13 protein-coding genes are annotated in these 14,209 nt (G+C 69.7%); 8 read left to right on the forward strand and 5 right to left on the reverse strand.

The window, feature by feature from the left end:
* Positions 1-3 precede the first annotated feature (3 nt).
* Positions 4-609: a Uma2 family endonuclease gene (locus ACZ4TV_RS09220; protein ID WP_468132376.1), complete on the forward strand. Its 606-nt coding sequence runs from the start codon at positions 4-6 to the stop codon at positions 607-609.
* On the opposite strand, the gene ACZ4TV_RS09225 is transcribed toward ACZ4TV_RS09220, so the two are convergent.
* The 3 genes from ACZ4TV_RS09225 to ACZ4TV_RS09235 all read right to left on the reverse strand — a co-directional run bounded on the left by ACZ4TV_RS09225 (position 533) and on the right by ACZ4TV_RS09235 (position 3,856).
* On the reverse strand, positions 533-727 hold the full coding sequence (locus ACZ4TV_RS09225) for a CstA-like transporter-associated (seleno)protein (RefSeq protein ID WP_468132378.1): 195 nt from the start codon (positions 725-727) through the stop codon (positions 533-535). The genes ACZ4TV_RS09220 and ACZ4TV_RS09225 overlap by 77 nt on opposite strands.
* Complete coding sequence (locus ACZ4TV_RS09230; RefSeq protein ID WP_468132380.1) at positions 727-2,970, reverse strand: carbon starvation CstA family protein; 2,244 nt, start codon at positions 2,968-2,970, stop codon at positions 727-729. Before ACZ4TV_RS09230 ends, ACZ4TV_RS09225 begins: the two co-directional genes overlap by 1 nt.
* A 121-nt stretch (positions 2,971-3,091) precedes the next feature.
* Positions 3,092-3,856 carry a GntR family transcriptional regulator gene (locus tag ACZ4TV_RS09235; RefSeq protein ID WP_215015257.1) on the reverse strand — a complete coding sequence of 255 codons (765 nt, stop codon included), beginning with the start codon at positions 3,854-3,856 and terminating at the stop codon, positions 3,092-3,094.
* Positions 3,857-4,146: 290 nt separating this feature from the next.
* On the opposite strand from ACZ4TV_RS09235, the gene ACZ4TV_RS09240 reads away from it, so the two are divergent.
* From ACZ4TV_RS09240 to ACZ4TV_RS09255, 4 genes are all read left to right on the forward strand, one after another.
* Positions 4,147-5,427, forward strand: coding sequence for an extracellular solute-binding protein (locus ACZ4TV_RS09240; protein WP_468132382.1), 1,281 nt, complete (start codon positions 4,147-4,149; stop codon positions 5,425-5,427).
* A 76-nt stretch (positions 5,428-5,503) separates the two neighbouring features.
* Positions 5,504-6,499: a carbohydrate ABC transporter permease gene (locus ACZ4TV_RS09245; protein ID WP_468132384.1), complete on the forward strand. Its 996-nt coding sequence runs from the start codon at positions 5,504-5,506 to the stop codon at positions 6,497-6,499.
* On the forward strand, positions 6,496-7,368 hold the full coding sequence (locus tag ACZ4TV_RS09250; protein WP_468132386.1) for a carbohydrate ABC transporter permease: 873 nt from the start codon (positions 6,496-6,498) through the stop codon (positions 7,366-7,368). The genes ACZ4TV_RS09245 and ACZ4TV_RS09250 overlap by 4 nt, the downstream gene beginning before the upstream one ends.
* 7 nt (positions 7,369-7,375) lie before the next feature.
* Positions 7,376-8,857, forward strand: a complete 1,482-nt coding sequence (locus ACZ4TV_RS09255; RefSeq protein ID WP_468132388.1) for a glycoside hydrolase family 3 protein — start codon at positions 7,376-7,378, stop codon at positions 8,855-8,857.
* A gap of 145 nt (positions 8,858-9,002) precedes the next feature.
* Here the strand turns inward: ACZ4TV_RS09255 and nagB are convergent, their stop codons facing one another.
* Positions 9,003-9,788, reverse strand: a complete 786-nt coding sequence (nagB, locus tag ACZ4TV_RS09260; protein ID WP_468132390.1) for a glucosamine-6-phosphate deaminase — start codon at positions 9,786-9,788, stop codon at positions 9,003-9,005.
* Positions 9,789-9,982: 194 nt separating this feature from the next.
* On the opposite strand from nagB, the gene ACZ4TV_RS09265 reads away from it, so the two are divergent.
* Entirely contained in the window at positions 9,983-10,867 is an 885-nt protein-coding gene (locus ACZ4TV_RS09265; RefSeq protein WP_468132392.1) for a leishmanolysin-related zinc metalloendopeptidase, read from the forward strand.
* Between the two features lie 11 nt (positions 10,868-10,878).
* Here the strand turns inward: ACZ4TV_RS09265 and ACZ4TV_RS09270 are convergent, their stop codons facing one another.
* The gene (locus ACZ4TV_RS09270) at positions 10,879-11,640 is read right to left on the reverse strand and encodes an SDR family oxidoreductase (protein ID WP_468132394.1); all 762 of its coding nucleotides are present in this window, start codon (positions 11,638-11,640) and stop codon (positions 10,879-10,881) included.
* 83 nt (positions 11,641-11,723) lie between these two features.
* Between ACZ4TV_RS09270 and ACZ4TV_RS09275 the strand changes: the two genes are divergently transcribed.
* The gene (locus ACZ4TV_RS09275; RefSeq protein ID WP_468132396.1) at positions 11,724-12,326 is read left to right on the forward strand and encodes a TetR/AcrR family transcriptional regulator; all 603 of its coding nucleotides are present in this window, start codon (positions 11,724-11,726) and stop codon (positions 12,324-12,326) included.
* Positions 12,327-12,705: 379 nt separating this feature from the next.
* On the forward strand, positions 12,706-14,175 hold the full coding sequence (locus ACZ4TV_RS09280; RefSeq protein WP_468132844.1) for a sensor histidine kinase: 1,470 nt from the start codon (positions 12,706-12,708) through the stop codon (positions 14,173-14,175).
* Positions 14,176-14,209: the final 34 nt, after the last annotated feature.

Consider the following 14,209-nt stretch of genomic DNA (forward strand, 5'->3'; position numbering starts at 1 on the left):
GTGATGACCGTGATGACCGATCGGCCCCACATGCTGACCGAAGAGTTCGAAGAGCTCGCCCTGATCGCCCGCAACCGGATGGAAGGGCTGAGGCTGGAATTCATCGACGGGAAGCTGAGAAGCAAGGCGTTGCAGGACGGCGACCACGGGATGATCATCCAGTGGCTCACGCGGATCTGTATGCAGCAGCGGCCCGAGCTCTGGCCTCACCCGGGGCGGGGCCTCAAGGTGCAGGAGTGCCGGTCCGGCCGGGCGATTCCGGACGCTGCGGTGGCGCACTCGAAGGCGTTCGTCGGGCAAGGTGAGTGGTGCGACCCCGACTCCGTCCTCATGGCTGTCGAAGTCGTGTCGTGGGACTCGGACATCGACCACCGGGTCCGGCAGGAGAAACCCCGCGCCTACGCGGAGACCGGCATCCCCATCTACCTCCCCGACCCCGTCGGCATCACCCTCCAGACCGAGCCCCTCAAGGACTGGGTGCTGAGCACGCCGCAGGGCCCCGCCCGCGATGGGCAGGGCCCTGCGTACGGGCTCAGCAGCAGCCGAAGCCCTCGCGGGGGTCCGCCTCGCGGGCGTCCGTGCGGGCGCGTTCGAACGCGCGGCGGGTAAGGACCGCCGCGTCCGGGTCGTGGGAGCGGGCGTGGGCGACGTACCGGTCGTAGGCCGCCTCCCCCGAGAACTCCCGTACGAAGTACCGCGCCCTCGCCAGCGCGCTGCGCAGGCTCATCAGGCCACCGGCTCCTTGACCTGCCCGCCGCCCGAGTCCAGGCCCGCCGCGGCGAGCTCGGCCTTCTCCTCGGCGGTCGGGATCAGCCCCGCGGGAGCGATGATCTTCGACTCGGTCCAGGGGACCTCGGCCAGCTTCGCCGACTCCGGGTTGCCGATCGCCTTGAAGCAGGTGCGGGCCGCGTCGGCCAGCACGATGATGATCAGCAGCGCGAAGAGGGCGCACAGGACCCCGTCCACGGTGGCGTTGGTGACCACCGTGTGCATCTCGTCCATGTTCTTGGCGGGCGGCAGTACCTTGTCCGCGTCGATGCCGGCCTGGTACTTGTCGCGCTGGGCGAAGAAGCCGACCCGGACGTCCTCGGAGAAGATCTTCTGGTAGCTCGCGGTGAGCGTCACCGTGGCGTCCCAGGCCAGCGGAACCGCCGTCACCCAGGCCCACTTGAGCCGCCCCGACTTCACCAGCAGCGTGGTGCAGACCGCCAGGGCGACGGCGGCCAGCAGCTGGTTCGCGATGCCGAACAGGGGGAACAGCTGGTTGATGCCGCCCAGCGGGTCCTTCACGCCGACCCACAGGAAGTAGCCCCAGCCGCCGACCACGATGGCGCTGGCGAGCCACACGCCCGGCTTCCAGCTGACGTCCTTGAAGGACTTGTGCACGTTGCCCAGGGTGTCCTGGAGCATGAAGCGGCCGACCCGGGTCCCCGCGTCCACCGTGGTGAGGATGAACAGCGCCTCGAACATGATCGCGAAGTGGTACCAGAACGCCTTCATCGAAGCGCCGCCGATCACCGAGGCGAAGATCTCCGACATTCCGAGTGCGAAGGTCGGCGCGCCACCCGTACGGGAGAGCAGGCTCGTCTCCTCCACGTCCTTCGCGGCCTGGGCCAGGGCCTCCGGGGATATGGCGAAGCCGAAGTTCGTGACCGCCTGCGAGGCCGACTCCACCGTGGTGCCGATGACGCCGCCGGGGGAGTTGATGGCGAAGTAGAGGCCGGGCTCCAGGATGCAGGCCGTGATCACGGCCATGACGGCGACGAAGGACTCGGTGAGCATCGCCCCGTAGCCGATCATCCGGACCTGGGTCTCCTTCTGGATCATCTTCGGGGTGGTGCCCGAGGAGACCAGTGCGTGGAAGCCCGACAGGGCGCCACAGGCGATCGTGATGAACACGAACGGGAACATCGAGCCGGCGAAGACCGGGCCGTCGCCGCGCGAGGCGAAGTCGGTGACCGCGGGCATCTTCAGGGTGGGCATCGCGATGAACACCCCGATGGCCAGCAGGGCGATGGTGCCGACCTTCATGAAGGTGGAGAGGTAGTCGCGCGGTGCGAGCAGCATCCAGACCGGCAGCACCGAGGCCAGGAAGCCGTACGCGATCATCCAGATGACCAGCGTCTCCTTCTCCAGGGTGAAGGTGTCCGCCAGCGAGGACTCCGCGACCCAGCCGCCCGCGACGATGGCGAGCAGCAGCAGGGCCACACCGATCAGCGAGACCTCGGTGACCCGGCCGGGTCGCAGGACGCGCAGGTAGAAGCCCATGAAGAGGGCGATCGGGATGGTCATGCCGATGGAGAAGACGCCCCAGGGCGAGTGCGCCAGGGCGTTGACGATCACCAGCGCGAGCACGGCCAAGAGGATGATCATGATGGCGAACACGGCGATCAGGGCGGCGGCTCCGCCCACCGGGCCGATCTCGTCCCGGGCCATCTGGCCGAGCGAACGGCCGTCGCGCCGGGTGGAGAAGAACAGCGTCACCATGTCCTGCACGGCGCCGGCGAAGATCACGCCCACGACGATCCAGATGGTGCCGGGCAGGTAACCCATCTGCGCGGCGAGCACCGGCCCGACGAGCGGTCCGGCGCCGGCGACGGCGGCGAAGTGGTGGCCGAAAAGAACCCGTCGGTCGGTGGGGTGGAAGTCGACACCGTTGTCAAGGCGTTCGGCGGGGGTGGCCCGCGTCTTGTCCACCTTCAGTACGCGGTGGGCGATGAACCGCGAGTAGAAGCGGTAGCCGATGGCGTACGAGCCCAGCGCGGCGGCGAGCAGCCAGGCGGCGGAGATCTCCTCGCCGCGTGAGAGCGCCAGCACGCCCCAGCCGATGGCGCCGACGAGTCCGACGAGCACCCACACGGCGATGGACTTCGGAGAAGGCGAGCCCGGCCTGGTGGCCGGACTCGCCGCGTCCCGTTCTGTCCCTGTTGCTTCCGGTTCAGGCATGACCCTCGTCCCCTCGTCGATCATCTGCGTAAGGGCAGGGAATCTACGGGGAATCGCCCGGTGGGCGTAAGACCCCGTCCGTATTCCGGTCTGTGAAGATTCCGGTGGTGCGGGGCGGGGCGGGGCGTGTGCCGGGCGGCCGGTGTCAGACGGCCGGGCGCTTGAGCCTGGCGACGAACTTGTACCGGTCCCCGCGGTACACCGACCGCACCCACTCCACCGGTTCGCCGTCGGCGTCCAGGGAGTGCCGGGACAGCATCAGCATCGGCAGACCGACATCGGTGCCGAGCAGCCCGGCCTCGCGCGGGGTGGCCAGCGAGGTCTCGATCGTCTCCTCGGCCTCGGCCAGGTGGACGTCGTACACCTCGGCGAGGGCGGTGTAGAGGGAGGTGTACTTGGCGAGCGAACGGCGCAGCGCCGGGAAGCGCTTGGCCGAAAGGTGGGTGGTCTCGATGGCCATGGGTTCACCGCTGGCCAGTCGCAGCCGCTCGATGCGCAGCACCCGGCCGCCGGTGGTGATCTTGAGCAGTCCGGCGAGGGTGTCGTCGGCCGTCACGTAGCCGATGTCGAGCAGCTGCGAGGTCGGTTCCAGTCCCTGCGCGCGCATGTCCTCGGTGTACGAGGTGAGTTGGAGCGCCTGGGAGACCTTGGGCTTGGCAACGAAGGTGCCTTTGCCCTGGATTCGTTCCAGTCGTCCCTCTACGACCAGTTCCTGGAGGGCCTGCCGGACTGTGGTCCGCGAGGTGTCGAATTCGGCCGCGAGCGTGCGCTCCGGCGGCACCGGGGTGCCGGGCGGCAGTGTCTCGGTCATGTCGAGCAAGTGCCGCTTGAGTCGGTAGTACTTGGGTACACGCGCCGTGCGAGTGGCCGCCCCGCCTTCCGGCTCCGTGATCGCCCCTTCGGTGGCCATCGCCGCCCGCCTTCCCGACTCCAGTTTCGCTGCCGTCACCGGCTCCTCCGATATGTGCGGTCACATCGTGACACGTGTGGGGGGACAGGCCTTCTCTCTCCCCAGGTGTCGGTCCGATAACGGACCCGGCACCCGCTCATTAGACCCTTGACACCCCTAAAGGTCTAGGCCAAGCTCCAGCTACTGGTCTAAACCAATATGGATCAGATCCCGGCCCCACGTGCAGTACTTCGCGTATGTCACCGCGGCGGCCAAGGGAAGTGCAGGCAGGCATCCCTGAGGAGGGTGGCGTGAAGCGCAAGCTCATCGCGGCGGTTGGAGTCGCGGGCATGGTTATCGGCCTCGCGGCGTGCGGTGATTCCGGCAGCAAGGGCGGCGACAAGGCCTCCGGCGCCAAGGAACTCACCGTCTGGCTCACGGTCGACGCCCAGAACAACTGGCCGGAGCTGGTGAAGGCGGCCGACGACGCGATCGTCGCGAAGCACCCGGGCCTCACGATCAAGCACGAGTACTACAAGTGGGCGGACAAGAACGCCAAGCTGGACGCCGTCCTCGCCACGGACAAGGCCCCGGACGTTGTCGAGATGGGCAACTCCGAGATGATCGGCTACATGTCGACCGGGGCCTTCGCCGAGGTCGACCCGTCGAAGTTCGAGAACTCCGGCGCCTGGCTGGACGCTCTCAAGCAGTCCGTCACGTACGACGGCAAGACCTACGGCGTCCCCTACTACGCCGGCGGCCGCGTGGGCACCTGGCGCAAGGACATCGCCGCCGAGGTGGGCGTCACCGCGGCCCCGAAGACGTGGGCCGAGTACACCTCCGCCCTGGACAAGATCCAGGCCGCGAAGGGTGACAAGTTCAGCGCGCTCTACCAGCCCTCCCCGGACTGGTACGCCGCGATGTCCTTCGTCTACGACGCCGGCGGCGCCATCGCCAAGAAGGACGGCGACAAGTGGAAGGGCACCCTGTCCTCCCCCGAGTCGCTGAAGGGGCTGGGGCAGTACAAGGAGCTCATCGACAAGTACATGCACGCGGACAAGACCAAGGACGAGGCCGACCGCCCGGTCGTCTTCGGCCAGGGCAACTCCGCCGCCATCTTCGCCGCCGCCTGGGAGGGCGCCACCGCGGCCGCCCCGGAGAGCGACAAGGTCGGCGGGCTGAAGGAGAAGCTCGAGAACTTCGTGCAGCCCGGCCCGAACGGCAAGAACCTGCCCGTCTTCCTCGGCGGTTCGGACCTGGCCATCCCGGCCAAGTCCAAGTCCAAGGACATCGCGGCCGAGTGGATCAACGTCTTCACCGGCGCCCAGGGCCAGAAGGGCCTGATCGCCGAGGGCAACCTGCCCAACAACAAGACGGACCTCGGCCCGCTGAAGGCCGACCCGAAGACCCAGGTCGCCGCCACCGCGGCCGAGTCCTCCTGGTTCGTCCCGACGGCGTCCGGCTGGGGCCAGATCGAGAAGGCCAAGGTCCTCCAGACGATGCTCCGTGACATCGGCACCGGCAACAAGTCGGTCGAGGACGCGGCCAAGGCCGCCGACGCCGAGATCGACAAGGTCATCAACACCAAGTGACCTGTCGTCAGCAGGGCCCTGCCGAACCGGCGGGGCCCTGCTGCCCGTCAAGAGAGGGACCCCCGAGGAGCGCGCGATGAGTGCCGCACAGACAACCACCGCCGACCTGCCGCCGGCGCAGCAGAAGACATCCCCCGGAGCGAAGACGGAGACCACCGGCACGCCGGGCCGGCCCGACCGCAAGGGCCCCGGCGCCACCCCCTGGCTGCTGCTGGCCCCGTGCCTGCTGGTCATCATCCTCGTCATGGGGTACCCGCTCTTCAGACTGGTGTCCCTCTCCTTCCAGAGCTTCGGCAAGTCCGAACTGTGGGGCTTCAAGGAAGCCGAGTTCGTCGGCTTCGACAACTTCACGAAGATCCTCGGGGACGGCGAGTTCTGGTCCGTCGTCCTGCGCACCGTCGTCTTCGCGGCCGGCGCCGTCATCCTGACCATGGTCATCGGCATGCTCATCGCGCTGCTGCTGCAGAAGGTCTCCGGTTGGGTCAAGGCACTCATCAGCATCGCCCTCGTCGCGAGCTGGGGCATGCCCATCATCGTCGCCACCGCCGTCTTCAAGTGGCTCTTCGACGCCGACTACGGCGTCCTCAACTACCTGATGAGCAAGCTCCCCGGCGTCGACATGATCGGCCACAACTGGTTCGCCAGCGGCCCCCAGGGCCTCGCCGTGATCATGCTCCTGGTGGTCTGGGGCGCGGTCCCCTTCGTCGTCATCACCCTCAGCGCCGGTCTGACGCAGGTGCCCAAGGAGCTGGAGGAGGCCGCGCGCCTCGACGGCGCCGGCGCGTGGGGCGTGTTCCGCCACGTCACCCTCCCCATCCTCAAGCCGATCATCGTCATGCTGACGACCCTCTCGGTGATCTGGGACATGGGCGTCTTCCCGCAGGTCTTCGTGATGCGTAACGGCAACCCCGAGGCCGAGTTCCAGCTGCTGACCACCTACTCGTACCAGCAGGCCTTCGTGGTCAACGACTACTCGGGCGGCTCCGCCATCGCCCTCGTGACCGTCCTGCTGCTGCTCGGAGTGGTCGCCGTCTACATGCGCCAGATGCTCAAGATCGGAGAGGTGGAATGACCGTCACCGCCACGTCCACCGCGACCCCGCGCGTCGCCCGCCCGAAGCAGAGGAAGAAGTCCAAGCTCGGCTGGAACCTCGTCGGGCTGCTGGTCTTCGTCATCGCGGGCTTCCCGGTCTACTGGATGCTCAACACGGCCTTCAAGCCGGCCAAGGACGCGATCGACCCGAACCCGCACTTCTTCCCGACCACCTTCACCCTGGACAACTTCAAGCGTGCGCTGGAGATCTCCGACTTCTGGGGCCCTGTCGGCCGAAGCATGATCGTCTCCCTCGTCGTGGTGGCCATCGGCATCGTCGTCGGCATGCTGGCGGCCCTGGCCATCTCCCGGTTCGCCTTCCGCGGCCGCAAGATCGTGATCGTCGGCATCCTCGCCGTCCAGATGATCCCGCTCGTCGCGATGATCATCCCGGTCTTCCTGCTGCTGAACGACCTCGGTCAGTACGACCGGCTCACCGGCCTGATCATCACGTACCTGACCTTCATCCTCCCCTTCACGGTGTGGACGCTGCGCGGCTTCATCGTCAACATCCCGAAGGAGCTGGAGGAAGCGGCCATGGTCGACGGCTGCACCCCGACCGGCGCCTTCATGCGGGTGGTCTTCCCGCTGCTCGCCCCCGGCATGGTCGCCACCTCCGTCTACGGCTTCATCCAGGCGTGGAACGAGTACCTCTACGCCCTGATGCTGATGAGCCAGCAGAACCAGACGGCCACCGTGTGGCTCGGCAACTTCACCACCAAGAACGGCACCGAGTTCGCCCCCATGATGGCGGGCTCCACCATGATGGCGCTCCCCATCGTGGTCCTCTTCCTCATCGTCCAGCGCAAGATGGCCGCGGGCCTCACCGCCGGCGCCGTGAAGGGATGACGGCACCATGACTGTCCTCGCGCACCGCGTCGACACCCTCACCCGTGACGCCCTCGCGGTCCTCCAGCCCGGCTTCGAAGGCACCACCGCCCCCGCCTGGCTGCTCCGCCAGGTCGGCGAAGGCCTCACCGCCGTCGGCCTGTTCGGCCGCAACATCGCCTCGCCCGAGCAGCTCGCCGCGCTGACCGCGCAGCTGCGTACCGAGCGCGACGATGTCCTGGTCGCCATCGACGAGGAGGGCGGCGACGTCACCCGCCTGGAGGTCGGCGGCGGCTCGTCCTTCCCCGGCAACCTGGCCCTCGGCGCCGTCGACGACACCGGCCTCACCCGGGACGTCGCCCGCGAGCTGGGCCGGCGCCTCGCCGAGTGCGGGGTCAACCTCAACTGGGCCCCGTCCGCGGACGTCAACTCCAACCCGGACAATCCGGTGATCGGCGTACGGTCCTTCGGCGCCGACACCCACCTCGCCGCCCGGCACACCGCCGCCTACGTCGAGGGCCTCCAGGCGGCAGGCGTCGCCGCGTGCACCAAGCACTTCCCGGGCCACGGCGACACCAACGTCGACTCGCACCACGCCCTGCCGCGCATCGACGTGGACCTGGACACCCTCCAGGCCCGCGAGCTCGTCCCCTTCAAGGCGGCCATCGAGGCCGGCACCAAGGCCGTGATGAGCGCGCACATCCTGGTCCCCGCCCTCGACCCGACCCGCCCGGCCACGCTCAGCCCGCGGATCCTGACCGGTCTGCTGCGGGGGGAGCTCGGCTACGAGGGCCTCATCGTCACGGACGGCATGGAGATGAACGCCATCGCCGGGACGTACGGGATCGAGCGCGGCTCGGTCCTGGCCATCGCGGCCGGCGCCGACGCCATCTGCGTCGGCGGCGGACTCGCCGACGAGGCCACCGTCCTGCGGCTGCGCGACGCACTGGTCGCGGCCGTGCGCGAGGGCACGCTCCCCGAGGAGCGCCTCGCCGACGCCGCCGCCCGGGTCCGTGCGCTGGCCGCGTGGACCCGGGCGGCCCGGCCGGACGCGCGGCCGGAGGGGAGCCGCGCGTCCGGCATCGGCCTGACGGCCGCCCGCCGCGCCGTGCTCGTCACCGGCTCGGCGGGCCCGATCCGCGTCCCGTACGTGGCGACCCTGACCCCGGTCGCGAACATCGCGGTGGGCGACGAGACCCCGTGGGGCGTGGCCGGCGAACTGGCCGCGCTGGTACCGGGCACGGAGGCGGGTACCTACCCTCAGGGGGCCACGGCCGCGGACATCCTGGCGGCGGCGGGGGAGCGGACCGTCGTCGCGGTGGTCCGCGACGCGCACCGCCACCCGTGGATGACCGAGGCCCTGGACGCGCTGGTCGCCGCCCGGCCGGACACGGTGGTGGTCGAGATGGGCCTGCCCCGGGCGGAGCCCCGCGGAGCCCTCCACATCGCGACGCAGGGCGCGGCCCGGGTCTGCGGCCGGGCCGCGGCCGAGGTGATCGCGGGGTTGTAGCGCCCCTGCGGCGCCGCTGCTGGGGCTCCGCCCCAGACCCCGCGCCTCAAACGCCGGCGGGGCTGAAATACAGCCACCCGCACACGCGAAGGGCCGGGCCCCCTGACGGGAGTCCGGCCCTTCGACGCGTGCGGTACGGCTACCGCTACAGGCCCTGCCAGGCGGGCTTGTTGGCGTACGTGTGCCGGAAGTAGTCCGCCAGCTTCAGCTTCGACGCGGCGGCCTCGTCCACGACGACGGTCGCGTGCCGGTGCAGCTGCAGCGCGGAGGCCGGGACGAGCGCGGACAGCGGGCCCTCGACGGTCTGCGCGACGGCCTCGGCCTTGCCCTCGCCGGTGGCGAGGAGGACCAGGTGGCGGGCGTCGAGGATGGTGCCGATGCCCTGGGTGATGACGTGGTGCGGCACCTGGTCCATGTCGTCGTCGAAGAAGCGCGCGTTGTCCACTCGCGTCTGCTCCGTGAGCGTCTTGATGCGGGTGCGGGAGGCGAGGGAGGAACAGGGCTCGTTGAAGCCGATGTGACCGTCCGTGCCGATGCCCAGCAGCTGGAGGTCGACGCCGCCGGCCTCGGCGAGCGCCCTGTCGTAGGCCTCGCACGCGGCGACGATGTCCTCGGCCGCACCGTCGGGGCCCATGAAGGAGGCCTCGGACAGGCCGAGGGGCTCGACGACCTCGCGGAGCACGACGGCGCGGTAGGACTCGGGGTGCCCGGCCGGCAGGCCGACGTACTCGTCGAGCTGGCAGACGCGGGCCCTGGAGGCATCGACCTGACCGGCCTTGACCTTGGCCGCGAGGGCCTCGTAGACGGGCAGCGGGGTAGAGCCGGTCGCCACGCCGAGCAAGGCGTCGGGCTTGCGGCGTACCAGGGCGGCGATGGCCTCCGCGATGAGCTCGCCGCCTGCCTTGGCGTCCGGGACGATGACAACTTCCACGCGAGGGCCTGCCGATCTGGAGTGGGGTGTGTGGTATAGACCAATCTAGCAGAGGTGGCCGCTCCTGGCGGGGGGTCCGCCCTTATCCACGGCGGGAGAACCTTCAACCTTTTGGTTGTCCGGTCTACAACCGCCTTGTCCTCTACGGTGGTTTATGTAACTAAATCATGGTATGTGCGATTGGAGTGGTAGTCATGGGCAGGCGCACCACTTACGCCTTCGAGACCTACAGAGCCGTTGCCGACGCCGGTCGAGCCGAGCTGCTCGCCGCGACCACCTCCCCGTTCCAGATAGAGGTGCGGTTCATCGGAGGGCTGACGAGCGGCCAGAGGGACGTCTTCGCCGAGGCCGCCGAACGCTGGGCGAGGGTCATCGTGGGTGACCTGGAGACCGCGGTCATTCGCGACTTCAGCGGCGACGTCATCGTCGACGACCTCTTGATCGACGCCGAAGGCGTGCCGCTCGACGGCCTCTTCGGCGTTCTCGGGGAGGCGGGCCCGCGGGTCTTCCGGCGTGACACGGCGACCACCGGAGCACGCCTCCCCGCGAAGGCCATCATGAGGTTCGACACCGCCGACCTGGCCCAGATGGAAGACGAGGGCACGCTGCTCGACGTCATCACGCACGAGATGGGTCACTGCCTGGGGATCACCAGCCTCGTCTGGGACGACTTCGGCTTGCTGAAGGACTTCCCCGGCCCCGACCCCACCTTCGTCGGTCCCGGTGCCATGAAGGAGTTCGGCATACTCCTCGACGCCGATCAGCCCACCCCGGTACCGGTCGCGAACGTGGGCGGCCCGGGAAGTGCGGGCAGCCACTGGCGGGAGTCGCTCTTCGGCAATGAGCTCATGTCGCCGAACATCGGGATCGCCGGCAACCCGACGATCGAGAACAAGCTGAGCCGCCTGACGGCGGCGAGCCTGGGAGACCTCGGATACCAGGTCGACCTCGAAGGCGCCGAGGACTACGCGCTCCCGACCTTCCTCGAGATGGTCACGGCGAGCGCCGAGGTCTCCGAGGCACCGAGGGGCGTCATGCTCCCCACCGTCCCCAGCCGGATCCCCGCCGACCGTCCCTAGGGCGTGTCCCCCTAGAGCAGCGCCAGCTGGAGGCCGCCCGTCGCGTCCACGTGCTGGCCCGTGACCCAGCGGGAGTCCGCCGAGGCCAGGAAAGCCACCACGTCCGCGACCTCCTCCGCCGTGCCCACCCGGTGGAAGACCGAGCGGGCGGCCAGGTGGGCCCGGGTCGCGGGGTCCGCGAGCAGGCCCGCGTTCAGGTCCGTCTCGATGATGCCCGGGCCCACCGAGTTCACGGTGATCCCGCGCGGGGCCAGCGCGGCGGCCAGCGACCGGGTCATGGCGTTCGCCGCGCCCTTCGCCATGACCGTGGCCAGGATGGCCGGCAGGGCGAGGTCCGGGGTGCCGGTCACGTTCACGATCCTGCCCCCGTCCCGCAGGCGCGCCAGCCCGTGCTGGATGACGAAGAACGGCGCCTTGGCGTTGAGCGCGTGCGCCCGGTCGTACATCTCCTCGTCCGTCCCCTCGATCCCGGCGAAGAGCGCGGCGCCGGCGTTGTTGACGAGGATGTCCACGAGCTCGGTGTGCGCGGGATGGGCCTCGTACGCCGCCCAGAGCGCCCGCGCGTCGCCCGGCACCCCGAGCTCGGCCCCGATGGCGAAGGCCCGGCCGCCGGCCGCCTCGATCGCGGCCACGGTCTCCCCGGCCGCCGCTTCGTTGCGTCCGTAGTGCACCGCGACCAGCGCCCCGTCCCGCGCCAGCCGCTCCGCCACGGCCCGTCCGATGCCCCGGCTGCCGCCCGTGACCAGTGCCGTCTTCCCCTTGAGCACGCCCATGACGCGCCCCCCTTCGCAATCCCTAGTGGTCGCTACAGAAAGGACCGTATCAGATTTCCTAACGACCGCTATAGAATGTGCGCATGGTGACCGGACAGCGCGGCAGACCCCGTTCCTTCGACCGTGACGCCGCCCTCGACAAGGCGATGGCCGCCTTCTGGGAGCGCGGTTACGAGGCGACCTCCATCGCGGACCTGACCGCCTCGCTCGGCATCAGCGCCCCCAGCCTCTACGCGGCCTTCGGCGACAAGCGCACACTCTTCGACGAGGTCGTGGTGGTGTACGCAGGCCGGTACGGGGACTTCGCGAGCGTGGCGCTCGCCGAGGAGCCCACCGCCCGGGCGGCCGTCGAGCGCAGCCTGCGCGAGGCGGCCGAGGTCTACACCGACCCGGCCCACCCCCGGGGCTGCCTGGTGATCAGCGCCGCGATCAACACGACCTCGGACGAGGTCGCACAGGCGCTGCGCGAGCGGCGCGACGCCCATCTGGAGATGTTCGAGAGCCGGATCCGGGCGGACGTGGCCACCGGCGTGCTGCCCGCGGACACGGACGCGCGGGCGCTGGCCCGGTACGCCGTAACCGTAATCGTGGGGATGTCCCAGCAGTCGCGCGACGGGGCGAGCCGGGAAGAGCTGGAGGCGGTCGCGGCACGGGCCATGCTGGCCTGGCCGCCGACGGCGCGGTAGGCGGAGGTATCGCGCCCAGAAATTCCGCCCAGAAATTCCTCTGGGCCACGGTGCAGGACGGGACCCTCAACCCGTCCGGCACCGTAGCCCGGAGTACTTACGGCCGTCAGGTGTGCGGTTCCCGGCGGCCGGTGGGAGGTGCCTGCGCGGTCAGGGCAGAGCGCGCGGCTTACCTCGATCCGTCCTCCTGTGCGGGGAGGGCGGAGGCTTTGAATCAATTGTGGACTAGACCATTCTGATCTGTCCATCCAATGGCGGGGTACACAAGCCCGTCACTTCCTCCAACAGTACGCGGCCCCCGCCCCTCCTGGATACTCCTGAGTACCGCCGTGGGGAAAGTCATCACGCGTACCCGGGGTACGCTCGCAACGTGCCCTCCATGAACGACCTCGTACGCCAGCACACCGCTCTCAGTGAAACCGACCTGGAGTGGCTCCACCTGCTGGTCTCGGAGTGGCAACTGCTCTCCGACCTGTCCTTCGCCGACCTCGTGCTGTGGGTCCCCACCCTCGACGGCACGCGGTACGTCTCGGTGGCCCAGATGCGCCCGAACACCGGGCCCACCTCCTACCAGGACGACATGGTCGGCCACCTGGTCCCGCGCGGCCGCCGTCCGCTGCTGGACGCCGCGCTCGACGAGGGACGGATCGTGCGCGAGGGCGACCCGGAGTGGCGCGAGGAGGTGCCGGTCCGCGTCGAGTCGATCCCCGTCCGCCGTGAGGGCCGGGTACTGGGAGTGATCGCGCGCAACACCAACCTGCTCACCGTGCGTACACCGAGCCGGCTGGAGCTGACCTACCTCCAGTCCGCCTCCGACCTGGCCCAGATGATCGCGGCGGGCTCCTTCCCCTTCCCCGGCCAGCAGGTCGACATGGACGCCTCCCCGCGCGTCGGCGACGGCCTCATCCGGCTCGACGCCGACGGCGTGGTCACGTACGCCTCCCCGAACGCGCTCTCCGCCTACCACCGGCTCGGCCTCGCCTCCGACCTCGTCGGGCAGCACCTGGGCGACACCACCACCGAACTCGCCCCCTCCCGCGGCCCGGTGGACGAGGCCCTGGTCAAACTCGTCGGCGGCTGGGCCCCCCGGGAGACCGAGGTCGAGGGCAACGGCGGGGTCATCCAGCTCCGCGCCATCCCGCTCAAGCCGAAGGGCACCCGGATCGGCTCCCTGGTGCTCTGCCGCGACGTCACGGAACTGCGTCGTCGCGAACGCGAACTGATCACCAAGGACGCGACCATCCGGGAGATCCACCACCGGGTGAAGAACAACCTCCAGACCGTGGCCGCGCTGCTGCGGCTCCAGTCCCGCCGCATGGATTCGCCGCAGGGCCGCGAAGCGCTCAATGAGGCCGTGCGGCGGGTCGGTTCGATCGCGATCGTGCACGAGACGCTCTCTCAGAACCTGGACGAGCGGGTCGAGTTCGACGAGATCGCCGACCGCGTGATCGCGATGGTCTCGGAGATCTCCCCGGGCAAGGTGGACTGCCGGCGCACCGGCCGGTTCGGCATCCTGGACGCGGAGGTCGCCACTCCGCTGTCGATGGTGCTGACCGAGATCCTGCAGAACGCCCTGGAGCACGCCTTCACCCAGGGTGAGGGGGGCACCGTGGAGGTGGCCGCGCTGCGCACCGGAACCGGCCGTGCCGACGGGCGGCTGCTGATCACCGTGGTGGACGACGGCAGCGGTCTGCCCGAGGGATTCGACCCTCAGCGCGCCGGCAACCTCGGGCTGCAGATCGTACGGACCCTCGTGGAGGGGGAGCTCGGCGGAAGCTTCGACATGGTCCGGGTGGAGCCGCGCGGCACCAAGGTCGTCCTCGACATCCCGTCCAGCCCGCAGAAGTAGCAGTGGCGGCGTGACGCGGCGTGACCGGCGGCGC

The sequence above is a fragment of the Streptomyces sp. NPDC028910 genome, assembly GCF_055564955.1.